Raw genomic sequence first — 24,122 nt, 5'->3', positions numbered from 1 at the left:
ATTCCGACATAACAGGAGGAGAAACACATTATGGCTAGAGAATTCTCCTTGGAGAACACTCGTAACATCGGGATCATGGCTCACATCGATGCCGGTAAGACGACAACGACAGAGCGTATCCTCTACTACACAGGTAAAATTCACAAGCTCGGCGAAACGCACGAAGGGGCTTCCCAGATGGACTGGATGGAGCAGGAACAGGAGCGCGGGATCACAATCACGTCCGCTGCGACGACTGCTGCATGGAAAGGCCACCGCGTCAACATCATCGACACTCCGGGACACGTCGACTTCACTGTTGAAGTTGAGCGTTCCCTCCGCGTACTTGATGGTGCGGTAACGGTCCTTGACGCCCAGTCCGGCGTTGAGCCACAGACAGAGACGGTATGGCGCCAGGCAACGACTTACGGCGTACCGCGTCTCGTATTCGTCAACAAGATGGACAAGACTGGCGCAGATTTCCTCTACGCAGTCAAGACGCTGCACGACCGTCTCAATGCCAATGCTCACCCGATCCAGCTGCCAATCGGCGCCGAAGATCAGTTCAGCGGCATCATCGACCTCGTTGAAATGAAGGCGACTCTCTACGGCAATGACCTCGGCACAGATATCGAAGTTACAGATATCCCTGCAGAGTATCAGGACCAGGCAGATGAATACCGTGAAAAGCTCATCGAAGCACTCGCGGAGTTTGACGAAGAGCTCATGGAGAAATACCTGGGCGGCGAAGAACTTTCTGTCGAAGAGGTCAAAACGGCCATCCGTAAGGCGACACTTGCGGTAGAATTCTACCCGGTTGTCTGCGGTACAGCTTTCAAGAACAAAGGTGTCCAGCTCGTCCTCGACGCAGTTGTCGACTACCTGCCGTCTCCGCTCGATATCCCGGCAATCGACGGCATCGATCCGGACACAGGAGAAGCATTGGAGCGCCACGCTGACGACAGCGAGCCGTTCTCGGCACTTGCGTTCAAGGTCATGACTGACCCGTTCGTCGGTAAGCTGACATTCTTCCGTGTTTACTCCGGTATCCTCCAGTCCGGTTCTTACGTTCAGAACTCGACAAAAGGCAAGCGTGAGCGCGTCGGCCGGATCCTGCAGATGCACGCGAACTCCCGTGAGGAGATCTCCGAAGTGCACGCAGGTGAAATCGCCGCTGCCGTCGGCCTGAAAGACACAGGCACAGGTGACACGCTCTGCGACGAGAAAGCACTCGTCATCCTTGAATCGATGGAATTCCCTGAGCCGGTCATCTCGGTTGCAATCGAGCCGAAGACGAAAGGCGACCAGGACAAGATGGGTATTGCCCTCGGCAAGCTCCAGGAAGAAGACCCTACATTCCGTGCGCATACTGACCAGGAAACTGGCGAAGTCATCATCGCGGGTATGGGTGAACTCCACCTCGACATCATCGTTGACCGCCTCAAGCGCGAGTTCAAGGTTGAAGCGAATGTCGGTGCGCCTCAGGTATCCTACCGTGAGACGTTCCGCCAGACAGCAAATGTCGAAGGTAAATTCGTGCGCCAGTCCGGCGGCCGCGGCCAGTTCGGTCACGTATGGATCGAGTTCTCGCCGAACGAAGAAGGCGCAGGCTTCGAATTCGAGAACGGCATCGTCGGTGGTGTCGTACCGCGTGAATACGTCCCTGCTGTTGAAGCGGGCGTCAGAGACGCACTCGAAAACGGTGTCGTTGCAGGCTTCCCTGTTATCGACGTCAAAGCCAAGCTGTTCGACGGTTCCTACCACGATGTCGACTCCAGCGAAATGGCGTTTAAGATTGCCGCTTCCATGGCAGTCAAAAACGCTGCAGCCAAAGTCAACGCTGTACTTCTTGAGCCGATGATGAAAGTAGAAGTCGTCATCCCTGAAGAGTACATGGGTGACATCATGGGCGACATCACTTCCCGCCGCGGACGTGTTGAAGGCATGGAAGCGCGCGGCAACGCTCAGGTTGTCCGTGCAATGGTTCCTCTTTCCGAAATGTTCGGCTATGCGACATCGCTCCGCTCGAACACGCAGGGCCGCGGTACCTTCTCGATGGTGTTCGATCACTACGAGGAAGTTCCTAAGTCCATCCGGGAAGAAATCGTCAAAAAAAATAAAGGCGAATAATTGAAATTCCCCTTTGTTTCAAGTATAACTAACGTATAAGTTATGGAAGGTGGGGAAGTATGACTTCCCTGCGGACCATACCAATCATCTCTTACATTTAAGGAGGATTTTCCTAATGGCTAAAGAAAAATTCGACCGCTCCAAAACGCATGCGAACATCGGTACAATCGGTCACGTTGACCATGGTAAAACAACTCTGACTGCTGCAATCGCGACAGTTCTTGCGAAAAAAGGCGGCGGTGAAGCGCGTTCGTACGCTGACGTTGACAACGCTCCTGAAGAAAAAGAGCGCGGGATCACAATCAACACTTCCCACATCGAATATGAAACAGAAAAGCGCCACTACGCTCACGTTGACTGCCCAGGTCACGCTGACTATGTCAAGAACATGATCACTGGTGCAGCTCAAATGGACGGCGGAATCCTCGTTGTATCCGCAGCTGACGGCCCAATGCCACAAACTCGTGAGCACATCCTCCTGTCCCGTCAGGTTGGTGTTCCTTACCTCGTCGTATTCCTTAACAAGTGCGACATGGTAGACGACGAAGAACTCCTCGAACTCGTTGAAATGGAAGTCCGTGACCTCCTTTCCGAGTACGACTTCCCTGGCGATGACGTTCCTGTCATCAAAGGTTCCGCTCTGAAAGCCCTCGAAGGCGAAGCTGAGTGGGAAGAGAAAATCGTTGAGCTCATGGACGCAGTTGACAGCTACATCCCAACTCCAGAGCGCGACACTGAAAAGCCATTCATGATGCCTGTAGAGGACGTCTTCTCGATCACAGGCCGTGGTACGGTTGCAACCGGCCGTGTAGAACGTGGCCAGGTTAAAGTCGGCGACACTGTTGATATCATCGGTCTTGCTGAAGAAGCAAAATCGACTACAGTTACAGGCGTTGAAATGTTCCGTAAGCTTCTCGACTATGCAGAAGCAGGCGACAACATCGGTGCGCTTCTCCGTGGTGTTGCACGTGAAGACATCCAGCGTGGCCAAGTTCTTGCAAAGCCAGGCTCGATCACTCCACACACTAACTTCAAATCTGAAGTTTACGTTCTGTCCAAAGAAGAAGGTGGCCGTCACACGCCATTCTTCTCCAACTACCGCCCGCAGTTCTACTTCCGTACAACTGACGTAACCGGCATCATCACGCTTCCAGAAGGCGTTGAAATGGTTATGCCTGGCGACAACGTTGAAATGACAGTAGAACTCATCTCGCCAATCGCGATCGAAGAAGGTACAAAGTTCTCGATCCGTGAAGGCGGCCGCACAGTTGGTGCCGGCGTCGTAGCTTCTATCCAGAAGTAATCTGAGATGATGTAAACCGAATACCGGAAACGGACCGGCCTGATCAGCCGTTCCGCTTCCTCTGTCCAGACGTGGACAGTGATCTCCGCCCAGACGTGGGCGGGGGTCTTTTTTTATGCCGGGAATTTGTATGGCATGCTCCAATGCTATGCGTAAACCAGTTCTTCCTGTCTTGTCCGATACGCGGAAGGTACCACTTGTCCTCTCCGGAAATCGCTGAAGCCACTTCTTTAACGTGCAGCCGAGTGGTGAGCTGTCCGCTAACTGAAGAGACCTGAACCGGAAGAGCAAATTCTCGGAATCGTTTCTTGCCTGCATGCCGATCCCCGAACTCCCCCCATTTTATAGAAAAGAACAGCGACGCCCCTCGACGGCTCCTGCAATTCAGCTGCCTCAAAAAAATTTCCTAAAAAACTTTTTGAATTCGCAGAATGCGATATATCAACATTTGCAAACGATTACAAGCCGGATTTAATTCTAAATTGCACAAAAACTTGAAAAAAGCGACTTGACTCAATATTTTAACCGCGTTATGATGTGTTCAATTCATTTTGAGAGACGGCACAAGAGCATGGCCAGAAGCCGCTCCGCCTCCATCCAGAGGAGAGATCATCTTATGCGAAGCGACATGATTAAAAAGGGGATCGACCGGGCACCGCACCGGAGCCTGTTGTACGCAACAGGTGTGAAAGCGAAGGATATGGGCAAGCCGTTTATCGGCGTATGCAACTCCTATGTCGACATTATTCCGGGGCATATGCACCTCAACAAATTTGCGGAAGTCGTCAAAGACGCAATCCGCGAAGCAGGCGGCGTCCCGTTCGAATTTAATACGATTGGCGTCGATGACGGTATTGCAATGGGGCACATCGGGATGCGCTACTCGCTCCCGAGCCGAGAGATCATCGCTGACTCCGCGGAGACAGTCATCAATGCGCACTGGTTTGACGGCGTGTTCTACATTCCGAACTGTGACAAAATCACACCGGGAATGCTCATGGCGGCTGTCCGGACCAACGTTCCATCAATCTTCGTATCGGGAGGGCCGATGGAAGCCGGAGTGGATTCGAGCGGCAAACAGCTTTCCCTTACTTCCGTGTTCGAAGGCGTGGGTGCCTACAAACAGGGCAACATGACGCAGACACAACTGCTTGAGATCGAACAGAGTGCCTGTCCGACATGCGGATCCTGTTCGGGAATGTTCACCGCCAACTCGATGAACACCCTCATGGAGATGATGGGCGTCACGCTTCCTGAGAACGGCACGATCGTCGCCACATCGGATCAGCGCAAAGAGCTGATTTACGAAGCAGCCAAGCAGCTGATCCGCATGGTCGAAGAAGATGTGAAGCCGCGCGATCTCGTTACGGAAGAAACCATCGATGACGCATTTGCCCTGGACATGGCGATGGGCGGATCGACAAACACCGTCCTTCACACCCTCGCCATCGCACACGAGGCAGGCATCGAGTACGACCTGAAAAAGGTCAATGAGATCGCCGAGCGCGTCCCGTATCTGTCCAAGCTCATGCCCGCATCGGACTACTCGATGCATGATGTTCACCTTGCCGGCGGCGTCAGTGCGATCATCCGTGAACTGTGTGACATTCCGGGTGCCATTCACCCGGATCGGATGACGGTCACCGGCAAGACACTTTATGAAACCGTGAAAGACAGCAAGATCTTGAATGAGCAGGTCATCCGGCCAAAAGAAAACCCGTATAGTCCGGTGGGCGGCCTATCCGTCTTGTACGGGAATGTGGCACCGGATGGCGGCGTCATCAAGGTTGGTGCGGTGGATCCTTCCATCAAAGTGTTTGAAGGCGACGCGATCGTCTTTGAATCTCAGGAAGACGCCCTCCAGGGTATCGATGACGGCACGGTCCGGGAAGGGCATGTGGTCGTCATCCGGTACGAGGGTCCGAAAGGCGGGCCGGGCATGCCGGAAATGCTCGCGCCGACATCAGCAATTGTCGGACGGGGACTCGGCACGAAAGTCGCGCTGATCACGGACGGACGGTTCTCGGGCGCATCCAGGGGCATCGCGGTCGGCCACATTTCGCCGGAAGCGGCAGAAGGCGGTCCGATCGGACTGGTGGAGAACGGCGACATCATCGAAATCGACCTCGTCAACCGCCGGATTGAACTCAAAGTTCCGGAAGACGTACTGGAAAAGCGGCGAAAGAACGTGAAGCCGTTTGAACCGAAAATCAAGACGGGCTATCTCGCCCGATACTCAAAACTCGTCACATCCGCCAATACCGGCGGCGTCATGAAAATCTGACAGTGATTTATAAATCGAACCAAAGCGCAGAAGAGGAAAAAGGAAAAGGACACCATGCACTCCCAGAGAGCCGGAACCGCTGGAACCCGGCAGTGCAGCCTATCCGACATCACCTCCGAGCGGAACACTGAACGGATCATTCCCAAGGTGTTCCCGGGGCTGGCATCGCGCCGCCCCGTTACCAACCGGCCGGGCTTATTGCCCGGCTGCCGAGGCGGCAATGCCGCGAACAAGGGTGGTACCATGAAAGGCTCTTTCATCCCTTGCAACGGAAGACGACTGTGTTCCGTGCAGGGAGTGGAGGGGTCTTTTGTTTTTTTATATACAAAACTCAAATGTGAAGGAGGAAGGCGCAGATGGAAGCGAGCGTCAAGGTAAGGGATACAAAACAAGCCGTCACACCGGCAACGGCCGGAAACGGAGCCGACCTGCTGGTCCGGTCTTTGAAAAACGAGGGCGTGGACATTATTTTCGGCTACCCGGGCGGGGCGGTGCTCCCGATCTACGATGCACTGTACAAGAATCCGATCCGGCACATCCTGGCCCGTCATGAGCAGGGTGCCATCCACGCAGCCGAAGGGTATGCGCGCACGACAGGAAGGACCGGCGTGGTCATCGCCACTTCCGGGCCGGGGGCGACCAACCTTGTGACCGGCATCGCGGATGCCATGCTGGACTCGCTCCCGCTCGTCGTCCTGACCGGGCAGGTTGCCCAGCAGGTGATCGGCACCGATGCCTTCCAGGAAGCGGATGTCATCGGCATCACTCAACCGATCACCAAGCACAATTACCAGGTGAAAGATGCAAAAGATATCCCGCGGATCATCAAGGAAGCCTTCCATATCGCTTCCACCGGCCGGAAGGGCCCTGTTGTCGTCGACATCCCAAAGGATGTGTCGGTGGCAGAACTGGCTGCGGATATCCCTCATCCCGAGGGCGTCCATCTGCCGGGTTACCAGCCGACGGTCAGGCCGAACTTCCTGCAGATCCAGAAAGCCGCTCAGGTTCTTTCGGAGGCGGAACGCCCGCTGATCCTGGCGGGGGCGGGAATCCTCGCCGCCGAAGGCACGGCTGAGCTCAGAAGCTTTATCGAGCGGTACCGGGTCCCGGTGACAACCACCCTGCTCGGCATCGGCACCGTTCCGGGCGGGCATGAACTCGGGCTCGGCATGGCGGGCATGCACGGATCGTATGCGGCGAACATGGCCATTCAGGAGTGTGATGTGCTCCTTAACATCGGCGCCCGCTTCGACGACCGGCTCACCGGCAACCTCGATGGCTTTGCACCGAATGCGAAAGTCATCCATATCGACATCGACCCGGCAGAGATCGGCAAGAACGTTCCGACAGAGATTCCGATTGTGGCGGACGCCAAGGCCGCGCTCGCCGAGCTGAATAAAAAGGACTTTGAAGCACCGGACACGGAAGCATGGCTCGCCCATCTGGACGAATACCGTGAAACCCGGCCGTTCGGCTACGAGCGTGCAGCCGACGGCCAGATCATGCCGCAGGATGCGGTGCGGCTCATCCACAAGTACACGGGAGGCGATGCGATCGTCACGACCGATGTCGGGCAGCACCAGATGTTCGCCGCCCAGTACTATGAGCCGAACAACCCGCATCACTGGGTGACATCCGGTGGCCTCGGAACGATGGGCTTCGGATTCCCGGCGGCAATCGGCGCCCAGCTCGCCTTCCCGCATGAGAAAGTCGTCGCGGTCGTCGGTGATGCCGGCTTCCAGATGACACTTCAGGAGCTGTCGATCCTTCAGGAGTTCAAGCTCCCGGTAAAGGTCATCATTATGAACAACGCCGCGCTCGGCATGGTGCGCCAGTGGCAGGAAACTTTCCACGGGGAACGCTACTCCTCATCGCTCGTGCCGGTGCAGCCGGACTTCGTGAAGCTTGCGGAAGCGTATGAAATCAAGGGGTATAAAGTCGAGACACTTGCCGAGGCGGAACGGGTGATCCGGGAAGCGATCGAGTCGGACGGCCCGGCACTCGTCGACTGTAGGGTGCTTGCGACGGAAAACGTCTACCCGATGGTCGCTCCGGGCAAGAGTCTCAGTGAAATGATCGGAGTGATGAAACGGTGAAACGGGTCATAACGACAACAGTCCTCAACCAGAGCGGCGTCCTGAACCGGGTGACGGGACTCCTCATGAAGCGGCAATTCAACATCGAGAGCATTACTGTCGGACATACCGAGACGCCGGGCATGTCGAAGATCACCTTCGTCGTCCATGTGGAGGATTCCTCAAAGGTCGAGCAGCTCGTCAAGCAGCTGTCCAAGCAAATCGATGTCATCAAGGTGAACGACATCTCGGACAAGGCGATGGTCATGCGGGAGCTGGCACTCGTCAAAGTCGTCACTCCGCCACAGCTCCGACAGGAAGTCCGAAGCATCGTCGAGCCGTTCCGTGCACAGGTCATCGATATGAGCAAAAACGTCACGACCTATCAGGTGACAGGCGACCCCGAAAAGATCGAGGCATTCATCGACCTGGTCCGCCCTTACGGCATTAAAGAAATCTCGCGCACCGGTGTCACCGCCTTTACCCGCGAGACGCAGCGAGCGGACACTGTACCCGACCTGATTCTTCAATAAGGCTCAAGCACAATCTGAAAGATTCCCGCGGCAGTCCGGCCCGCTTCCAAGTCCGGACCAACCAAAAAACAGAACCCACAGGGAGGAAAATGAAAATGGCAAAAATGTACTATAACCAGGATGTTAACGAGGCAGTTCTCCAAGGACGTAAAATCGCGGTAATCGGCTACGGTTCCCAGGGCCATGCGCATGCTCAGAACCTGAAAGAATCCGGTTTCGACGTCATCGTCGGCGTGCGCCCGGGCAAGTCGTTCACACAGGCACAGGAAGACGGCCTCCAGGTCGCAACCGTTGCTGAAGCTTCCGAGGCTGCGGATGTCATCATGGTTCTCCTCCCGGATGAACGCCAGACTCAGGTCTACAACGAAGAGATCAAGCCGTCCCTCACTGCAGGCAAGGCGCTCGTCTTCGCACATGGGTTCAACATCCACTTCGGACAGATCGTCCCTCCGGCTGATGTTGACGTATTCATGGTCGCACCGAAAGGCCCCGGCCACCTTGTCCGCCGTACCTATGAAAGCGGCGCAGGCGTTCCTGCGCTGATCGCAATCCACCAGGACGCAACCGGCCAGGCGAAAGATCTCGCTCTTGCTTACGCAAAAGGAATCGGCGCCGCGCGTGCAGGGGTTCTGGAAACGACATTCCAGGAGGAGACCGAAACAGATCTCTTCGGCGAACAGGCTGTGCTCTGCGGCGGTACAACGGCACTTGTGAAGGCCGGATTCGAAACACTGGTCGAAGCAGGCTACCAGCCGGAAGTCGCTTACTTCGAGGTTCTGCACGAACTGAAACTGATCGTCGACCTCATGTACGAGGGCGGCATCGAAAACATGCGTTACTCCATCTCCGACACGGCACAGTGGGGCGACTTCGTCTCCGGACCGCGTGTCATCACTGATGAAACAAAAGCCCGCATGAAGGAAGTGCTTGAAGATATCCAGAACGGCAAGTTCGCAAAAGGCTGGCTGCTTGAGAACCAGCTTGGCCGTCCTGAATACAACGCCATCAACCGCCGTGAGTCCGAGCACCAGATCGAGTCGGTCGGCCGTGAACTCCGCGCTATGATGCCATTTGTCAACGAAGGGAAGAAAATCAAGAAGGAAGTGGTCGCCAGTGCGCAAAATTGATATTTTCGACACGACCCTGAGGGACGGGGAGCAGTCGGCGGGAATCAACCTGAACACCGCCGAGAAGCTCGAGATCGCGCGCCAGCTGGAACGCCTCGGCGTGACGGTCATGGAGGCCGGTTTCCCGGCAGCCTCCCCCGGCGACCAGGAAGCTGTCCGCAAAATCGCGGGCACGGTCAAGAACTCGATCGTGACGGGCCTCGCCCGCTGCAACCAAAAGGATATCGATGCCGCGTGGGAAGCGCTCCGCGTTGCGGAGCAGCCCCATATCCATATCTTCCTGGCAACGTCTCCGATCCACATGGCCTACAAGCTGAAAAAGACGCCGGATGAAGTGATCGAGGCATCGGTCGAAGCGATCAAGTACGCGAAGAAATTCTTCCCGCTTGTCCAGTGGTCGGCGGAAGACGGTTCCCGCACGGAGCCTGACTTCCTCGCCCGCATCGTGACGGAAGTCGTCAAAGCCGGCGCCACGACCGTCAACATCCCTGACACCGTCGGCTATGCGACACCGCAGGACTACGGCTCCATCTTCAAGTTCCTGAAGGAGACCGTGCCGAACATCGACCGCGTCAAGCTGTCCGCGCACTGCCATGACGACCTTGGCATGGCGACGGCAAACACTCTCGCAGCCATCGAAAATGGCGCTGACCAGGTGGAAGGCACGATCAACGCGATCGGCGAACGCGCCGGCAACGTCGGGCTCGAGGAAGTGGCGGTCGCCCTCCATATCCGGAAGGACCACTACAACGTCGAGACCGGCATCAACCTGAAGGAGATCAAGCGCACGAGCCAGCTTGTCAGCCAGCTGACGGGCGTCGCGATACAGCCGAACAAGGCGGTGACAGGCAAGAATGCCTTTGCCCACGAGTCCGGCATCCATCAGGACGGAATGCTGAAAAACCCGAACACTTACGAAATCATCACACCGGAACTTATCGGCGATGCCCATACCGAACTGGTCCTCGGCAAGCACTCCGGCCGCCACGCGTTCAAGGCCCGCGCCGAAGAGATGGGCTTCACCCTCGAGCCGGAGCGGCTGAACGAAGCGTTCGCCGAGTTCAAGAAACTGGCGGACCGCAAAAAGGTGATCACCGAAGCGGATTTGCTCGTCATCCTGACCGATCAGCAGATCCAGGAAGCGGACGCGCCGATCTACGAACTGGCCGGCGTCCAGCTGTCCAGCGGCACGGCCAACATCCCGACGTCGACCATCACCGTCGTCCGGCCTGACGGCGAGACCGTCACCGAGGCGGCGACCGGAACAGGTTCCGTCGAGTCGATCTTCAACGCCCTCGAGCGCATCGTGAGCGAGAAAGTCCACATCCTCGACTACCGTGTGTCATCCGTCGGCAAAGGCCGTGACGCGCTCGGAGAGGCGGTCGTCAAAGTCCTGATCGGCGAAGATGAAATCACTGGGCGCGACGCCGCACAGGATGTGCTTGAAGCAACGGCCAATGCTTATCTGAATGCCATCAACCGGAAACTTGTCAAAAACGCACAGCAGGCGCCGGCAGAAACCGTGCCTGTCACATAATCCGAATCAAGCTGATCCCAAAAGGAGGAAACGAACATGGAAAAGACAATTGCCGTATTGCCCGGAGATGGAATCGGCCCTGAAGTGACCAGGGCAGCCGTCAAGGTCCTGAAGCTTATTGCACGCCGCTACCAGCATGAGTTCATTTTTTCTTACGGCCTGATCGGCGGAGCGGCAATTGACGCCCTCGACAATCCGTTCCCTAAAGAAACGGCCGACGCCTGCGGGACGGCCGATGCCGTTCTCCTGGGTGCCGTCGGGGGACCGAAATGGGATAACAATCCGTCCGAACTCCGACCGGAAAAAGGGCTGCTTGCCATCCGCAAACATTTCGGCCTGTTCGCAAACCTCCGCCCGGTCAAGGCGGTGCCGGCCCTTCTGTCGGCATCACCTCTGAAAGAAGAAAAAGCTGCGGGCGTCGACCTCATGATCGTCCGTGAGCTGACCGGAGGCCTTTACTTTGGAGATAAAGCCCGCACAGCAAACGATGCGTTTGACACGCTTGTCTACTCCAGGGAAGAAATCAGCCGAATCGTCGAGCAGGCATTCGAACTGGCCCGAGTTAGAAAGGGCAAAGTGACCTCGGTCGACAAAGCCAACGTCCTTGAGTCGAGCCGGCTCTGGCGGGAGGTCGTCGAGGAAAAGAAGGCGGACTACCCGGATGTCACGGTCGAGCACCAGCTTGTTGACTCGTGCGCGATGAAGCTGATCACGGATCCGTCCGCATTCGACGTCGTGGTGACGGAGAACATGTTCGGCGATATCCTGAGCGATGAAGCATCCGTCATTACCGGCTCCCTGGGCATGCTGCCATCCGCGAGCATCCGCGCCGACGGCTTCGGCCTGTATGAACCGGTGCATGGCTCCGGCCCGGACATCGCCGGCAAGGGAATCGCGAACCCGGCCGCAGCCATCCTGTCGGCCGCAATGATGCTCCGCTACTCGTTCGGCATGGAGACCGAGGCGGCAGCGATCGAAGAAGCGGTCCTGACGGTGCTTGAGGACGGGTGCTTCACTGCAGATCTTGCCGAAGCTGGAGGCCGCACCCTTACGACAGAAGAATGGACCGACAAAGTCATCGAGCAGCTCGACGCGGAAACCGTGTCGGAAGATATTATGTTTTCGTATATGTAAAACGGGAGGCGGAACGCAATGGCAAAGACAATCATCGATAAAATCTGGGACCGGCACATCGTCGTCGGGGAACCGGGCAAACCGGACCTCCTCTACATCGATCTCCATCTGCTGCACGAAGTCACGTCGCCACAGGCATTTGAAGGGCTCCGCCTGAACGGGCGCAAAGTCCGCCGCCCGGACCTCTGCTTCGCGACAATGGACCACAACGTGCCGACGGTCAACCGCAAGGTGATCAAAGACCCGATCGCGCGCAAGCAGATCCGGACACTTGCGGAAAACTGTGAGGAGTTCGGCGTGCCCCTTGCGGACGTCGACCATCCCGACCAGGGGATCGTCCATGTCATCGGGCCGGAGCTCGGGCTTACGCAGCCGGGCAAGACCATCGTCTGCGGCGACTCCCACACATCGACACACGGGGCGTTCGGCGCACTTGCATTCGGTATCGGAACGAGTGAAGTCGAGCACGTGCTGTCCACACAGACGCTCTGGCAGTCCCGCCCGAAGACCATGGAAATCCGCATCGATGGTGAAATTGCGCCGGGCGTGACCGCCAAGGATATCATCCTGGCCATCATCGCGAAGTTCGGCACCGACATGGGCACCGGACACATCGTGGAATATACGGGAGAGGCGATCCGCAAGCTTTCGATGGAAGAGCGGATGACGGTCTGCAACATGTCGATTGAGGCGGGTGCACGGGCGGGTCTCATCAGCCCGGATGAAAAGACTGTCGAGTATCTCCGCGGGCGTAAGTATGTACCGCAAGGCGGGGCATTCGACAAAGCTGCAGAGGACTGGCTTTCCCTCGCTTCCGATCAAGGGGCATCGTATGACAAGTCTGTCTCCATCCATGCGGATGAAATCGAACCGTTCATCACGTGGGGCACAAACCCGGGCATGGGAGCAGGTATCTCCGGCCACGTTCCGTTTGCGTCGGACTTTGAAAATGAGCTCGAGCGTGAGTCCTTCCTCCGGGCCATCGAGTATATGGGGCTTAAAGAAGGCCAGCCGTTCACCGATATTGAGATCCAGCACGTCTTCATCGGCTCCTGCACAAACGCCCGCCTGAGCGACCTCCGTGAAGCGGCCCGCATAATTGAAGGCAGAAAAGTCAGAGATGGCGTCCGCGCCCTCGTTGTGCCGGGCTCCCGGACAGTCAAGAAACAGGCGGAAGAGGAAGGCCTCGACAAGGTCTTTACCGAAGCGGGATTTGAATGGCGCGAATCGGGATGCAGCATGTGCCTCGCCATGAACGACGATGTCGTCCCGACAGGCGAACGATGTGCATCCACATCCAACCGGAACTTCGAAGGACGGCAGGGGACGGGTGCACGAACGCACCTCATGAGCCCGGCCATGGCCGCAGCCGCTGCCATAAACGGCCGGTTCACCGACGTCCGCGAAGAATTTGCCGTCCACGCCTGAAGCGGGACGATGAAAGGAGGCTGCATCCATGAAACCGATCAATGAAGTCACCAGCATCATGACGCCGCTCGACCGGAGCAACGTCGACACCGACCAGATCATCTCCAAGGAATTCCTGAAGCGCATCGAACGGACCGGCTTCGGCAAGTACCTGTTCCACCATTGGCGCTTTGATGCCGAGGGCAACAAGAGGGACGGATTTGTTTTGAACGATCCGCGGTTCGACGGTTCTGAGATTCTCGTCGCACGCGAAAACTTCGGCTGCGGCTCGTCCCGCGAACACGCACCGTGGGCCATCCTCGACTATGGATTCCGCGTGGTCATCGCGCCGAGCTACGCCGATATCTTCTACAATAACTGTATGAAAAACGGCATCCTTCCGATCAGGCTGCCGGAAGAGGAAGTAGAAGAGCTCCTAGCCAAGGGCAAGGCCGAACCGATACGGCTGGCGGTCAATCTTGCAGAACAGACCGTCACGCAACCGGACGGTGCCGTACACCGGTTCGACATCGACCCATACTGGAAGGAAATGCTCCTGAACGGCTGGGATGAAATCGCCCTGACCTTCAAATACGAAGACCAGATCGTGAAATACGAAGAAGCCATGCAGCGCGCATGATAGAAAACCGGCAGGCCCCCGTTTGGGAGCCTGCCGGTTCTTTCGTATGTGCGGGGAAATTTAATGACTGACAATGAGCGCGCATAGCATTCTATGCGCGCTTGCTGCGGTTCTATGCGCGGTTACGACGATTCTATGCGTGCTTGTAGCAGTTCTATGCGCGGCTGTGCCAACTCTATGCGCGCTCATAAAAATGGAGCGGGCGATTCTGTCCGCCTTCACTTTTTGAAGGGGTTGACAGTCTGCAACCGCCATGATAATCTAATAACATTCATTTTAACGCTTTATCACGGTAAAGTGATGAAGTGAAAAGGAGAACGTATGATGAACGCAGTTATCGTAGCGGTCGCAGTCATGCTGGTCTTGAGTCTTTTCCGGGTCAATGTGGTGCTGGCATTGGTGGTCGGAGGACTTGCCGGCGGACTGGCGGCTGGTCTTTCAATAGAAGATACAATCGGGGCATTCACAGAAGGCCTTGGAGGCGGTGCGACAATTGCACTCAGCTATGCTCTCCTCGGCGGGTTTGCGGTCGCCATCTCGCGTACCGGCATCCCGGAAGTGCTCGTTAAACTCATTCTGAAAGTCGTGGGAAATGAAGGCGAAGGGGAGCGCAAAGGTCTCGCCAAAGCGCTGATCGTCCTCATCCTGCTTTTAGTCGCCATTTCTTCTCAAAATGCGATTCCAATCCATATCGCTTTTGTTCCGCTGCTTGTGCCGCCCATTCTGCACATTCTCGACATGCTGAAGATCGACCGGAGGCTCATCGCCTGTGTGCTGGCATTCGGTCTCACCGCACCGTACATTCTGCTCCCGTTTGGCTTCGGCCTCCTCTTCCACGAGGTCATTGCGAACCAGATGGCGCTGGCAGGACTTGAAATCAACATGGCGGATATCCCGTCGGCAATGGCGCTCCCGGTTGCCGGCATGGCACTCGGCCTCATCATCGCGATTTTTATCTCGTACCGGAAGCCGCGTGATTACGGTGACAGCCGGGCAATCGCCTCCGGTCCGGAGCGGGAAGTTCGGAGGCGCAATATTGCCTTCACGGTCATCGCGCTCGCAGCGGCACTTGCCGGACAGATTACGTCCGAATCGATGATCATCGGCGCCATCTCCGGCATCGCAGTTCTTTATGCAACAGGCGCCGTCCGCTGGAAAGAGGCAGACGAACTCCTGAACGATGGCATGAAGATGATGGCTTTCGTCGGCTTTGTCATGATTGCCGCTAACGGATTTGCCGGCGTCATCCAGGCCACAGGCCATGTCGAAACACTCATCCAATCAGCCAGCGGCCTGCTCGGCGACAATAAAAGCATGGCAGCAATCATCATGCTCCTCGTCGGCCTGCTCGTCACGATGGGAATCGGCTCCTCATTCGCGACAGTACCGATTATCGCCGCCATCTTCGTTCCGCTCAGCGTTGAATTCGGATTCAGCACTCTCGCGATCATTTCCTTGATTGGCACGGCCGGAGCACTCGGTGACGCCGGCTCCCCGGCATCCGACTCCACGCTCGGACCGACCGCCGGACTCAACGCCGACGGCAAACACAACCACATCTGGGACACTTGCGTCCCAACCTTCATTCACTACAACATCCCCCTCATCATCTTCGGCTGGATCGCCGCCATGATATTGTGAGGGAATAGAAAAAGCTCCGGGAAGCCGGGGACCGGACTGCAGACAAACTGAGTGCGTATTGCTCATTTGTCTGCAGTTTTTCTTTTTCTGAGAGACTCCCTTACCGGGGAAGTTGTCATAGTCCGGAGACGGGACCGTGCGAAGATGGTTTCTGCGGGCAAAAGCGTCAGAGTTTATTTAGGGGTAGCGCGTGGTTCATCTGTAGCGGTTTTGTCATTCGCTAAGGTGCCGACCATGAATGACGAAACGGGAGGCTTATATGATGAAATTGACCTCACGAATGACGAAAACGCCACTTGGGACTTCAGCTTTTCAGTGGCCCCATATTTCCGGAGCTTTTTTGTACATCAAAGCTACCGGGAGCGATTAAGCTTGAAGCGCGGAGAGCTCCTTTCAAATAAATGCCGCCCTGAACGGAAATCAGGTAATTCATTTATGAAAGCTAGTTTGGACCGACTTCCTTCCATATAACAACCTCGCTCCCGGCAACCCAATATTCCGACTCTTCCCTTACCGATTGCATCCTGAGCCAAACCGTTATATAATTCTAAGGTCCAACAAAGAATCTCGCACGTAGTGCTTGCGAGGCTCTTCCGTTTTGTGTATAATACGGAATGTTGGTCATTTGACTGCGATGAAGCGGGAGGTTGCTGACACACCCGGCCGCTTTGCCATGGCGGTGTGCAGGAGATTTCCGTGGAGAATTGTCTTGGAAAAAGGCGAAAGGGAGGGAAAGTAATGGCAAAACAAAAAATCCGTATCCGTTTGAAAGCGTACGACCACCGTATCCTCGATCAATCAGCTGAGAAGATTGTAGAAACGGCAAAACGTTCTGGTGCAAGTGTTTCGGGTCCGATCCCGCTTCCGACAGAGCGTTCGGTTTACACGATTCTTCGTGCGGTCCACAAATACAAGGACTCGCGTGAACAGTTCGAGATGCGCACACACAAGCGTCTGATCGACATCGTCAACCCGACACCAAAAACGGTTGATGCGCTCATGAAGCTTGATCTGCCATCCGGCGTAGACATCGAAATCAAACTTTAATCAACACAAAATAAAAACACACAGATTACAGGAGGTGTGACGAATGACCAAAGGAATCTTGGGTAGAAAGATCGGCATGACACAAGTCTTCGCTGAAAACGGCGATCTGATCCCGGTAACTGTCATCGAAGCGGCACCAAACGTTGTCCTTCAAAAGAAGACAGCAGAAACGGACGGCTACGCAGCAGTCCAGATCGGCTTCGAAGACAAGCGCGAAAAGCTCGCGAACAAACCGGAAAAAGGCCATGCGGCAAAAGCAGAAACTGCGCCTAAGCGCTTCGTTCGCGAATTCCGCGGAGAGGACACGGCCGATTATGAAGTTGGTCAGGAAGTCAACGTAGAAATTTTCGCAGCTGGCGATTTCGTCGATATTACAGGTGTAACAAAAGGTAAAGGATTCCAAGGTGTCATCAAGCGCCACGGGCACTCCCGCGGACCGATGAGCCACGGTTCCCACTTCCACCGCGCACCTGGTTCGCTTGGTCCGGTTGACCCGGCACGCGTCTTCAAGGGAATGAAGTCCCCAGGCCGCATGGGTACCGACACCGTAACGATCCAAAACCTCGAAATTGTGAAAGTTGACGCAGAGCGTAACCTGCTCCTCGTCAAAGGGAATGTGCCGGGCGCACGCAAGTCGCTCGTAAAAGTACGCGCATCCCTCAAGAAATAAGGAAAGGAGGACAACACAATGCCAAAAGTATCCGTACTTAATCAAACTGGCGCTTCCGTCGGCGAAGTTGAACTGAGCGAATCCGTATTCGGAATCGAGCCGAACGAAGCCGTTCTTTTTGAAGCGATCATCTCCCAGCGCGCATCCCTGCGCCAGGGTAACCACAAAACAAAGCAGCGCGGAGAAGTAGCAGGCGGCGGCCGCAAGCCATGGCGCCAAAAAGGCACTGGCCGCGCACGCCAAGGCTCTACCCGCTCCCCGCAATGGCGCGGAGGCGGTACCGTATTCGGTCCGGTTCCACGCAGCTACAGCTACAAGCTTCCTAGGAAAGTCCGCCGTCTGGCACTCCGTTCGGCACTTTCTGCGAAAGTCCGCGAAGAAAGCCTCGTCGTACTCGACGCACTGACTTTCGACGCACCAAAGACGAAAGCATTCGTTCAGGTCCTGAAAGATCTTTCCGTCGACAAGAAAGCATTGTTCGTCACTGCAGAGCTCGATGAAAATGTGGCACTGTCCGCGCGCAACATCCCGGGCGTCACAGTCGTCTCCGCAAACGGCATCAACGTCCTCGACCTGGTAGGCCATGACAAGCTCGTCATGACAAAATCCGCGGTCGAAAAAGTAGAGGAGGTGCTTGGTTAATGGATGCACGTGATGTATTGAAGCGTCCGGTCATTACCGAGCGTTCCGCACAGGCGATGGAAGACAAGAAGTACACATTCGATGTAGACGTTCGCGCCAACAAGACACAGGTCAAACAGGCCGTCGAAGAAGTCTTCGGTGTCAAGGTCGAAAAAGTCAACATCATGAACGTCAAAGGCAAGTTCAAGCGTATGGGCCGTTTTGGCGGATACACGAACAAACGCCGCAAAGCCATCGTCAAACTGACGGCTGACTCTAAAGACATCGAACTTTTCGAAGCGTAAGTTTTACGCTCTGAACCGATAAAACAATGAGGAGGGAAAACAATGGCGATCAAGAAGTATAAACCAACTTCCAACGGCCGACGTAACATGACGGCTTCCGACTTTGCAGAGATCACAACTGACAAGCCGGAAAAATCGCTCCTCGCGCCTAAACACCGCAAGGGCGGCCGTAACAACCAAGGCCGTACGACAGTCCGCCATCAAGGTGGCGGCCACAAGCGCCAATACCGTGTCATCGACTTCCAACGTCGGAAAGATGGCATTCCGGGACGCGTTGCTACGATCGAATACGATCCGAACCGTTCTGCGAACATCGCACTGATCAACTACGTGGACGGGGAAAAGCGTTACATCCTCGCTCCTAAAGGCCTCAAGGTCGGCATGGAAATCATGTCCGGTCCTGAAGCAGACATCAAAGTGGGGAACGCACTCCCGCTCGAAAATATTCCGATGGGTGCAACGATCCACAACATCGAACTGAAGCCTGGCAAAGGCGGGCAGCTTGTCCGTTCCGCGGGTACATCCGCTCAGGTTCTCGGTAAAGAAGGCAAGTACGTCATCGTACGCCTCCAGTCCGGCGAAGTCCGCATGATCCTCGGCACATGCCGCGCGACAATCGGCCAGGTCGGCAACGAACAGCACGAACTGATCAACATCGGTAAAGCAGGACGCTCCCGCTGGCTCGGCAAGCGCCCGACAGTACGCGGATCCGTCATGAACCCGAACGATCACCCGCACGGTGGTGGCGAAGGCCGCGCGCCAATCGGACGTCCGTCTCCGGTCACGCCTTGGGGCAAGCCGGCACTTGGTCTCAAAACCCGCAAGAAGAAAAACAAATCGGACGACTATATCATTCGTCGCCGCAAAAAATAATGTGGTTTCTCAGCGGTTCACGGGGTGGGCCGCCGGGCAATCACGGAGGGAGGTACCAAAATGGGTCGCAGCTTGAAAAAAGGACCTTTTGTGGATGATCATCTCATGAAAAAGGTCGAAGTTCAGAACGAAAACGAAAAGAAGCAGGTCATTAAAACTTGGTCCCGCCGCTCTACAATCTTCCCGAACTTCGTCGGCAACACGATTGCTGTCTATGACGGACGCAAACATGTACCGGTTTACGTAACGGAAGACATGGTCGGCCACAAACTGGGTGAATTCGCACCTACACGCACTTACCGCGGTCATGGAGCCGACGATAAGAAAACGAAACGCTAATTGAGAGGAGGTACTCCTGATGCAACAAGCAAAAGCCGTAGCCCGCACAATCCGGATTGCTCCTCGCAAAGTCCGTTTGGTCGTCGACCTGATCCGGGGCAAGCAAGTGGGTGAAGCGGTCGCAATCCTGCGACTTACACCGAAAGCCGCATCGCCGGTTGTCGAAAAAGTATTGAAATCCGCAATTGCCAACGCAGAGCACAACTACGACCTGGACATCAACAACCTCGTCGTCAGCGAAGTCTTTGTAGACGAAGGTCCGACGCTCAAGCGTTTCCGTCCTCGTGCACAAGGCCGTGCAACTGCAATCAACAAACGTACTAGCCACATCACAGTAGTGGTATCCGAGAAGAAGGAGGGATAATTCGTGGGTCAAAAAGTACATCCAAATGGTATGCGACTCGGAGTCATCCGTGACTGGGAGTCGAAATGGTATGCAGAAAAAGACTATGCAACTCTTCTCCATGAAGACCTTAAGATTCGCGAGTATATCGATGAGCGCCTGAAAGACGCTTCCCTGTCTCAGGTAGAGATCGAGCGTGCTGCGAACCGTGTGAACATCACGATCCATACAGCGAAGCCCGGCATGGTGATCGGGAAGGGCGGTTCCGAAGTTGAAGCGCTCCGCAAACAACTCAACGCTCTTACAGGCAAGCGTGTGCACATCAACATTGTTGAAGTGAAGCGTGCAGATCTTGATGCGAAACTTGTCGCAGAAAACATCGCCCGCCAGCTTGAACAGCGTGCATCGTTCCGCCGTGCTCAAAAACAAGCGATCCAGCGCACAATGCGTGCAGGCGCTAAAGGGATCCGCACAATGGTATCGGGACGCCTCGGCGGCGCCGACATCGCCCGTGCCGAACACTACAGCGAAGGTACTGTACCGCTCCATACACTCCGTGCCGACATCGACTACGCTCACGCGGAAGCCGATACAACATACGGCAAGCTCGGCGTAAAAGTATGGATCTACCGCGGTGAAGTCCTTCCTGAGAAGAAGAAATCCGAGGAAGGAGGCAACTGATCATGTTGATGCCTAAACGTGTTAAGCACCGTCGTGTACACCGCGGCAAAATGCGCGGGGAAACAAAAGGCGGCGGCACAGTGAATTTCGGTGAATACGGCCTCCAGGCTACAGAAGCCGGCTGGATCACCAACCGTCAGATCGAGTCTGCCCGTATCGCCATGACCCGTTACATGAAGCGTGGCGGTAAGGTCTGGATCAAGATCTTCCCTCATAAGCCATATACGAAAAAGCCTCTTGAAGTCCGGATGGGTTCCGGTAAAGGTGCCGTTGAAGGATGGGTGGCTGTCGTGAAGCCAGGCCGTGTTATGTTTGAAATCGCAGGCGTCTCCGAAGAGGTTGCCCGCGAAGCTTTGCGTCTCGCATCGCACAAACTGCCGGTTAAGAGCAAGTTTGTAAAACGCGAAGAAATTGGTGGTGAATCGAATGAAGGCTAATGATATCCGGGATCTGACCACTGCTGAAATCGAACAAAAAGTGAAGTCGCTGAAAGAAGAGCTCTTCAACCTGCGTTTCCAGCTTGCTACCGGCCAACTCGAGAACACAGCTCGCATTCGTGAGGTGCGCAAGTCGATCGCGCGCATGAAGACAGTTATTCGCCAACGCGAACTCAGCGCCAACAACTGATAAAAGGAGGCTGCAAGCATGTCTGAGCGTAACCAACGCAAAGTTTACACAGGCCGCGTCGTTTCCGACAAAATGGATAAGACAGTCACGGTCGTTGTCGAGACTTACAAGAAACACCCTGTCATCGGCAAGCGTGTAAAATACTCGAAAAAATATAAAGCCCATGATGAAAACAATGTTGCAAAAACAGGCGACATCGTCCGCATTATGGAAACTCGTCCGCTTTCCGCTACGAAGCGTTTCCGCCTTGTAGAGGTCGTTGAAAAAGCGGTTATCATCTGATCGGAATTTAACTTGAGAGGAGGTACCCTCAATGATCCAACAAGAGAGTCGTATGAAAGTCGCTGACAACTCCGGCGCCCGTGAAGTCCTCACGATCAAAGTGCTCGGCGGTTCCGGCCGTAAGACAGCGAACATCGGCGACATCGTCGTCTGCACCGTCAAGAAAGCAACACCCGGCGGCGTTGTTAAGAAAGGTGACGTCGTGAAGGCGGTTGTCGTCCGTACAAAGAGCGGTGTCCGCCGCAAAGACGGATCTTACATCAAGTTCGACGAGAACGCATGCGTCATCATCCGTGATGACAAGGGCCCACGCGGCACGCGTATCTTCGGACCTGTCGCACGTGAGCTGCGCGACAACAACTTCATGAAAATCATTTCCCTCGCTCCGGAAGTTCTTTAATCCATAGGGTAGTGCCAACCAAGGAGGTGCAAGAGAATGCACGTTAAAAAAGGTGATAAAGTCCAGGTGATCACAGGAAAAGACAAAGGGAAAACCGGCGTCATCCTTGCTGCATTCCCTAAGAAAGACCGTGTCATCGTGGAAGGTGTCAACATCATCAAAAAGCACACGAAGCCGAACCAGGAAAGCCCACAGGGCGGCATCGTGAGCAAAGAAGCTCCAATCCACGTTTCCAACGTCATGCTGCTTGATCCGAAATCGGGCGAACCGACTCGCATCGGCTACAAAGAAGTAGAACAAGACGGCAAAATGGTCACAGTCCGCGTTTCCAAGAAATCGGGCGAAATCATTGCTGACCCATACAAGAAATAAGCGACTTAGAGGAAGGAGGTACTCCTGATGAACCGCCTGAAAGATAAATTCAAAACAGATATCACACCTGCTCTCATGAGCAAGTTTGAATACAGCTCGGTTATGCAAGTGCCGAAAATCGAAAAGATCGTCATCAACATGGGTGTCGGTGACGCTGTCCAGAACAGCAAGTCCCTCGACGCTGCTGTAGAAGACCTCGAAATCATCTCCGGCCAAAAACCGGTCATCACGAAAGCGAAGAATTCGATCGCCGGCTTCCGCCTCCGTGAAGGAATGCCGATCGGTACGAAAGTAACGCTCCGCGGTGAGCGCATGTATGATTTCCTCGATAAGCTGGTTTCCATCGCGCTTCCGCGTGTCCGCGACTTCCGCGGTGTATCGAAGAACGCGTTCGACGGCCGCGGCAACTACACGCTCGGCGTCAAAGAACAGCTGATCTTCCCGGAAATCGATTACGACAAAGTATCCAAAGTCCGTGGCATGGACATCGTCATCGTCACGACTGCTAACACGGACGAAGAAGCCCGTGAGCTCCTGACGCAGCTCGGCATGCCATTCCAAAAGTAAACGAAAGGGAGGCGAAATTGTGGCTAAGAAATCGATGATCGCGAAACAAAAACGCACACCGAAATACAAAGTGCAGGAATACACACGCTGCGAGCGTTGCGGACGTCCTCACTCTGTATATCGTAAATTCAAGCTTTGCCGTATTTGTTTCCGTGAACTTGCATACAAAGGGCAACTGCCTGGCGTCAAGAAGGCCAGCTGGTAATCCCTATACCTGGGAAGGAGGTACAACACAATGACTATGAGTGATCCGATCGCAGATATGCTTACGCGTATCCGTAACGCCAACATGGTACGCCATGAAAAACTGGAAGTTCCTGCTTCCAACATGAAAAAAGAGATCGCCGAAATCCTGAAACGCGAAGGTTTTGTCCGCGATGTTGAATATATCGAAGATGATAAGCAGGGGATCATCCGGATCTTCCTCAAATACGGCCAGGACAACGAACGTGTCATCACGGGCCTGAAGCGTATTTCGAAGCCGGGTCTGCGCGTCTACGCAAAGACTAGCGAAATCCCTAAAGTCCTGAACGGCCTGGGCATCGCCCTCGTCTCGACTTCTCACGGTGTCATCACCGACAAAGAAGCACGTGCGAAGAAAGTCGGCGGCGAAGTCGTCGCATACGTCTGGTAATCTGCTACAAACGAATGGAGGTGCACACACATGTCCCGTATTGGCAATAAGCTGATCGAAGTGCCTGAAAGCGTGACTGTCACCATTGCGGATGACAACACGGTCACGGTCAAAGGCCCGAAAGGCGAACTCACTCGCAAACTGAGCAGTGACATCACAATCAACCAGGACGGCAACGTGATCACATTCACACGCCCGTCCGACAACAAAGAACACCGCGCGATCCACGGAACGACCCGTTCGCTCCTGAACAACATGGTCGAAGGCGTCTCGAAAGGCTTCGAAAAGTCCCTCGAGCTCGTTGGTGTCGGTTACCGTGCGCAAAAACAGGGCAACAAGCTCGTCCTGAACGTCGGTTACTCCCACCCGGTCGAGTTCACACCTGAAGAAGGCGTGGAAATCGAAGTTCCTTCGAACACGAAAGTCATCGTCCGCGGTTACAACAAAGAGCACGTCGGCGCGCTCGCTTCCAACATCCGTGCCGTACGCCCGCCTGAGCCGTACAAAGGCAAAGGGATCCGCTACGAAGGCGAACAAGTCCGCCGCAAAGAAGGTAAGACAGGTAAATAAT

At 55.2% G+C, this 24,122-nt stretch carries 28 protein-coding genes; all 28 read left to right on the top strand.

Features of this window, described 5'->3' with window-relative positions:
- Positions 1-30: 30 nt before the first annotated feature.
- The 28 genes from fusA to rplF all read left to right on the top strand — a co-directional run bounded on the left by fusA (position 31) and on the right by rplF (position 24,121).
- On the top strand, positions 31-2,109 hold the full coding sequence (gene fusA, locus KHA84_RS01565; RefSeq protein ID WP_213421581.1) for an elongation factor G: 2,079 nt from the start codon (positions 31-33) through the stop codon (positions 2,107-2,109).
- Positions 2,110-2,224: 115 nt separating this feature from the next.
- Positions 2,225-3,412, top strand: a complete 1,188-nt coding sequence (gene tuf / locus KHA84_RS01560) for an elongation factor Tu (RefSeq protein ID WP_213421579.1) — start codon at positions 2,225-2,227, stop codon at positions 3,410-3,412.
- Positions 3,413-4,028: 616 nt separating this feature from the next.
- Entirely contained in the window at positions 4,029-5,696 is a 1,668-nt protein-coding gene (gene ilvD / locus KHA84_RS01555; RefSeq protein ID WP_213421578.1) for a dihydroxy-acid dehydratase, read from the top strand.
- Positions 5,697-6,052: 356 nt separating this feature from the next.
- Positions 6,053-7,792, top strand: coding sequence for a biosynthetic-type acetolactate synthase large subunit (gene ilvB / locus KHA84_RS01550; RefSeq protein ID WP_213421576.1), 1,740 nt, complete (start codon positions 6,053-6,055; stop codon positions 7,790-7,792).
- Positions 7,789-8,304 carry an acetolactate synthase small subunit gene (ilvN, locus tag KHA84_RS01545; RefSeq protein WP_213421575.1) on the top strand — a complete coding sequence of 172 codons (516 nt, stop codon included), beginning with the start codon at positions 7,789-7,791 and terminating at the stop codon, positions 8,302-8,304. The genes ilvB and ilvN overlap by 4 nt, the downstream gene beginning before the upstream one ends.
- Positions 8,305-8,393: 89 nt before the next feature.
- Complete coding sequence (ilvC, locus tag KHA84_RS01540) at positions 8,394-9,431, top strand: ketol-acid reductoisomerase (RefSeq protein WP_213421568.1); 1,038 nt, start codon at positions 8,394-8,396, stop codon at positions 9,429-9,431.
- Positions 9,418-10,968: a 2-isopropylmalate synthase gene (locus KHA84_RS01535; protein ID WP_213421566.1), complete on the top strand. Its 1,551-nt coding sequence runs from the start codon at positions 9,418-9,420 to the stop codon at positions 10,966-10,968. The genes ilvC and KHA84_RS01535 overlap by 14 nt, the downstream gene beginning before the upstream one ends.
- Before the next feature lie 36 nt (positions 10,969-11,004).
- Entirely contained in the window at positions 11,005-12,102 is a 1,098-nt protein-coding gene (leuB, locus tag KHA84_RS01530) for a 3-isopropylmalate dehydrogenase (protein WP_213421564.1), read from the top strand.
- A gap of 18 nt (positions 12,103-12,120) precedes the next feature.
- On the top strand, positions 12,121-13,530 hold the full coding sequence (leuC, locus tag KHA84_RS01525; RefSeq protein WP_213421562.1) for a 3-isopropylmalate dehydratase large subunit: 1,410 nt from the start codon (positions 12,121-12,123) through the stop codon (positions 13,528-13,530).
- 28 nt (positions 13,531-13,558) lie between these two features.
- Positions 13,559-14,149, top strand: coding sequence for a 3-isopropylmalate dehydratase small subunit (leuD, locus tag KHA84_RS01520; protein WP_213421559.1), 591 nt, complete (start codon positions 13,559-13,561; stop codon positions 14,147-14,149).
- 324 nt (positions 14,150-14,473) lie between these two features.
- Positions 14,474-15,790, top strand: coding sequence for a Na+/H+ antiporter family protein (locus tag KHA84_RS01515; protein ID WP_213421557.1), 1,317 nt, complete (start codon positions 14,474-14,476; stop codon positions 15,788-15,790).
- A 738-nt stretch (positions 15,791-16,528) separates the two neighbouring features.
- Positions 16,529-16,837, top strand: coding sequence for a 30S ribosomal protein S10 (gene rpsJ, locus KHA84_RS01510; RefSeq protein WP_008298888.1), 309 nt, complete (start codon positions 16,529-16,531; stop codon positions 16,835-16,837).
- Between the two features lie 43 nt (positions 16,838-16,880).
- A complete protein-coding gene (gene rplC, locus KHA84_RS01505; RefSeq protein ID WP_213421555.1) occupies positions 16,881-17,507 on the top strand; it encodes a 50S ribosomal protein L3 in 627 nt (208 codons plus the stop codon).
- A gap of 18 nt (positions 17,508-17,525) precedes the next feature.
- Positions 17,526-18,149, top strand: a complete 624-nt coding sequence (gene rplD, locus KHA84_RS01500) for a 50S ribosomal protein L4 (protein WP_213421553.1) — start codon at positions 17,526-17,528, stop codon at positions 18,147-18,149.
- A complete protein-coding gene (gene rplW, locus KHA84_RS01495; RefSeq protein WP_063182516.1) occupies positions 18,149-18,433 on the top strand; it encodes a 50S ribosomal protein L23 in 285 nt (94 codons plus the stop codon). Before rplD ends, rplW begins: the two co-directional genes overlap by 1 nt.
- Before the next feature lie 42 nt (positions 18,434-18,475).
- Positions 18,476-19,306 carry a 50S ribosomal protein L2 gene (gene rplB, locus KHA84_RS01490; protein WP_063182514.1) on the top strand — a complete coding sequence of 277 codons (831 nt, stop codon included), beginning with the start codon at positions 18,476-18,478 and terminating at the stop codon, positions 19,304-19,306.
- Between the two features lie 60 nt (positions 19,307-19,366).
- Positions 19,367-19,645 carry a 30S ribosomal protein S19 gene (gene rpsS / locus KHA84_RS01485; protein ID WP_213421551.1) on the top strand — a complete coding sequence of 93 codons (279 nt, stop codon included), beginning with the start codon at positions 19,367-19,369 and terminating at the stop codon, positions 19,643-19,645.
- Positions 19,646-19,664: 19 nt separating this feature from the next.
- The gene (gene rplV / locus KHA84_RS01480; RefSeq protein ID WP_063182510.1) at positions 19,665-20,009 is read left to right on the top strand and encodes a 50S ribosomal protein L22; all 345 of its coding nucleotides are present in this window, start codon (positions 19,665-19,667) and stop codon (positions 20,007-20,009) included.
- Between the two features lie 3 nt (positions 20,010-20,012).
- Entirely contained in the window at positions 20,013-20,669 is a 657-nt protein-coding gene (gene rpsC, locus KHA84_RS01475) for a 30S ribosomal protein S3 (protein WP_213421548.1), read from the top strand.
- Between the two features lie 2 nt (positions 20,670-20,671).
- Positions 20,672-21,106, top strand: a complete 435-nt coding sequence (rplP, locus tag KHA84_RS01470; protein ID WP_213421546.1) for a 50S ribosomal protein L16 — start codon at positions 20,672-20,674, stop codon at positions 21,104-21,106.
- On the top strand, positions 21,096-21,296 hold the full coding sequence (gene rpmC, locus KHA84_RS01465; RefSeq protein ID WP_213421544.1) for a 50S ribosomal protein L29: 201 nt from the start codon (positions 21,096-21,098) through the stop codon (positions 21,294-21,296). The genes rplP and rpmC overlap by 11 nt, the downstream gene beginning before the upstream one ends.
- A gap of 18 nt (positions 21,297-21,314) precedes the next feature.
- Positions 21,315-21,578, top strand: coding sequence for a 30S ribosomal protein S17 (gene rpsQ / locus KHA84_RS01460; RefSeq protein ID WP_063182502.1), 264 nt, complete (start codon positions 21,315-21,317; stop codon positions 21,576-21,578).
- Between the two features lie 31 nt (positions 21,579-21,609).
- A complete protein-coding gene (gene rplN, locus KHA84_RS01455) occupies positions 21,610-21,978 on the top strand; it encodes a 50S ribosomal protein L14 (protein ID WP_213421543.1) in 369 nt (122 codons plus the stop codon).
- 36 nt (positions 21,979-22,014) lie between these two features.
- Positions 22,015-22,350, top strand: coding sequence for a 50S ribosomal protein L24 (gene rplX, locus KHA84_RS01450; RefSeq protein WP_008298874.1), 336 nt, complete (start codon positions 22,015-22,017; stop codon positions 22,348-22,350).
- Positions 22,351-22,377: 27 nt separating this feature from the next.
- Positions 22,378-22,917, top strand: coding sequence for a 50S ribosomal protein L5 (gene rplE, locus KHA84_RS01445; RefSeq protein WP_213421542.1), 540 nt, complete (start codon positions 22,378-22,380; stop codon positions 22,915-22,917).
- 19 nt (positions 22,918-22,936) lie between these two features.
- Entirely contained in the window at positions 22,937-23,122 is a 186-nt protein-coding gene (locus KHA84_RS01440) for a type Z 30S ribosomal protein S14 (protein WP_008298870.1), read from the top strand.
- Positions 23,123-23,152: 30 nt separating this feature from the next.
- A complete protein-coding gene (rpsH, locus tag KHA84_RS01435) occupies positions 23,153-23,551 on the top strand; it encodes a 30S ribosomal protein S8 (RefSeq protein ID WP_213421541.1) in 399 nt (132 codons plus the stop codon).
- A gap of 30 nt (positions 23,552-23,581) precedes the next feature.
- The gene (gene rplF, locus KHA84_RS01430; protein WP_008298866.1) at positions 23,582-24,121 is read left to right on the top strand and encodes a 50S ribosomal protein L6; all 540 of its coding nucleotides are present in this window, start codon (positions 23,582-23,584) and stop codon (positions 24,119-24,121) included.
- Position 24,122: the final 1 nt, after the last annotated feature.

Source organism: Bhargavaea massiliensis, assembly GCF_018390575.1.
GTDB lineage: Bacteria > Bacillota > Bacilli > Bacillales_A > Planococcaceae > Bhargavaea > Bhargavaea massiliensis.
The sequence above is the reverse complement of the archived record's forward strand: the minus strand, read 5'-3'. Positions and strand labels throughout refer to the sequence as shown.

What these genes read in the sequence shown, in the direction of transcription:
- leuB (WP_213421564.1), top strand. Translation starts at nt 11,005, where the DNA reads ATGGAAAAGACAATTGCCGTATTGCCCGGAGATGGAATCGGCCCTGAA.
- rplE (WP_213421542.1), top strand. Translation starts at nt 22,378, where the DNA reads ATGAACCGCCTGAAAGATAAATTCAAAACAGATATCACACCTGCTCTC.
- rplP (WP_213421546.1), top strand. Translation starts at nt 20,672, where the DNA reads ATGTTGATGCCTAAACGTGTTAAGCACCGTCGTGTACACCGCGGCAAA.
- leuC (WP_213421562.1), top strand. Translation starts at nt 12,121, where the DNA reads ATGGCAAAGACAATCATCGATAAAATCTGGGACCGGCACATCGTCGTC.
- KHA84_RS01515 (WP_213421557.1), top strand. Translation starts at nt 14,474, where the DNA reads ATGAACGCAGTTATCGTAGCGGTCGCAGTCATGCTGGTCTTGAGTCTT.
- rpsJ (WP_008298888.1), top strand. Translation starts at nt 16,529, where the DNA reads ATGGCAAAACAAAAAATCCGTATCCGTTTGAAAGCGTACGACCACCGT.
- rplF (WP_008298866.1), top strand. Translation starts at nt 23,582, where the DNA reads ATGTCCCGTATTGGCAATAAGCTGATCGAAGTGCCTGAAAGCGTGACT.
- rplN (WP_213421543.1), top strand. Translation starts at nt 21,610, where the DNA reads ATGATCCAACAAGAGAGTCGTATGAAAGTCGCTGACAACTCCGGCGCC.
- fusA (WP_213421581.1), top strand. Translation starts at nt 31, where the DNA reads ATGGCTAGAGAATTCTCCTTGGAGAACACTCGTAACATCGGGATCATG.
- rpsQ (WP_063182502.1), top strand. Translation starts at nt 21,315, where the DNA reads ATGTCTGAGCGTAACCAACGCAAAGTTTACACAGGCCGCGTCGTTTCC.
- rplD (WP_213421553.1), top strand. Translation starts at nt 17,526, where the DNA reads ATGCCAAAAGTATCCGTACTTAATCAAACTGGCGCTTCCGTCGGCGAA.
- rpsS (WP_213421551.1), top strand. Translation starts at nt 19,367, where the DNA reads ATGGGTCGCAGCTTGAAAAAAGGACCTTTTGTGGATGATCATCTCATG.
- rplW (WP_063182516.1), top strand. Translation starts at nt 18,149, where the DNA reads ATGGATGCACGTGATGTATTGAAGCGTCCGGTCATTACCGAGCGTTCC.
- rplB (WP_063182514.1), top strand. Translation starts at nt 18,476, where the DNA reads ATGGCGATCAAGAAGTATAAACCAACTTCCAACGGCCGACGTAACATG.
- tuf (WP_213421579.1), top strand. Translation starts at nt 2,225, where the DNA reads ATGGCTAAAGAAAAATTCGACCGCTCCAAAACGCATGCGAACATCGGT.
- rplC (WP_213421555.1), top strand. Translation starts at nt 16,881, where the DNA reads ATGACCAAAGGAATCTTGGGTAGAAAGATCGGCATGACACAAGTCTTC.
- ilvC (WP_213421568.1), top strand. Translation starts at nt 8,394, where the DNA reads ATGAAAATGGCAAAAATGTACTATAACCAGGATGTTAACGAGGCAGTT.
- ilvD (WP_213421578.1), top strand. Translation starts at nt 4,029, where the DNA reads ATGCGAAGCGACATGATTAAAAAGGGGATCGACCGGGCACCGCACCGG.
- rpmC (WP_213421544.1), top strand. Translation starts at nt 21,096, where the DNA reads ATGAAGGCTAATGATATCCGGGATCTGACCACTGCTGAAATCGAACAA.
- leuD (WP_213421559.1), top strand. Translation starts at nt 13,559, where the DNA reads ATGAAACCGATCAATGAAGTCACCAGCATCATGACGCCGCTCGACCGG.
- rpsH (WP_213421541.1), top strand. Translation starts at nt 23,153, where the DNA reads ATGACTATGAGTGATCCGATCGCAGATATGCTTACGCGTATCCGTAAC.
- rplX (WP_008298874.1), top strand. Translation starts at nt 22,015, where the DNA reads ATGCACGTTAAAAAAGGTGATAAAGTCCAGGTGATCACAGGAAAAGAC.
- rplV (WP_063182510.1), top strand. Translation starts at nt 19,665, where the DNA reads ATGCAACAAGCAAAAGCCGTAGCCCGCACAATCCGGATTGCTCCTCGC.
- ilvB (WP_213421576.1), top strand. Translation starts at nt 6,053, where the DNA reads ATGGAAGCGAGCGTCAAGGTAAGGGATACAAAACAAGCCGTCACACCG.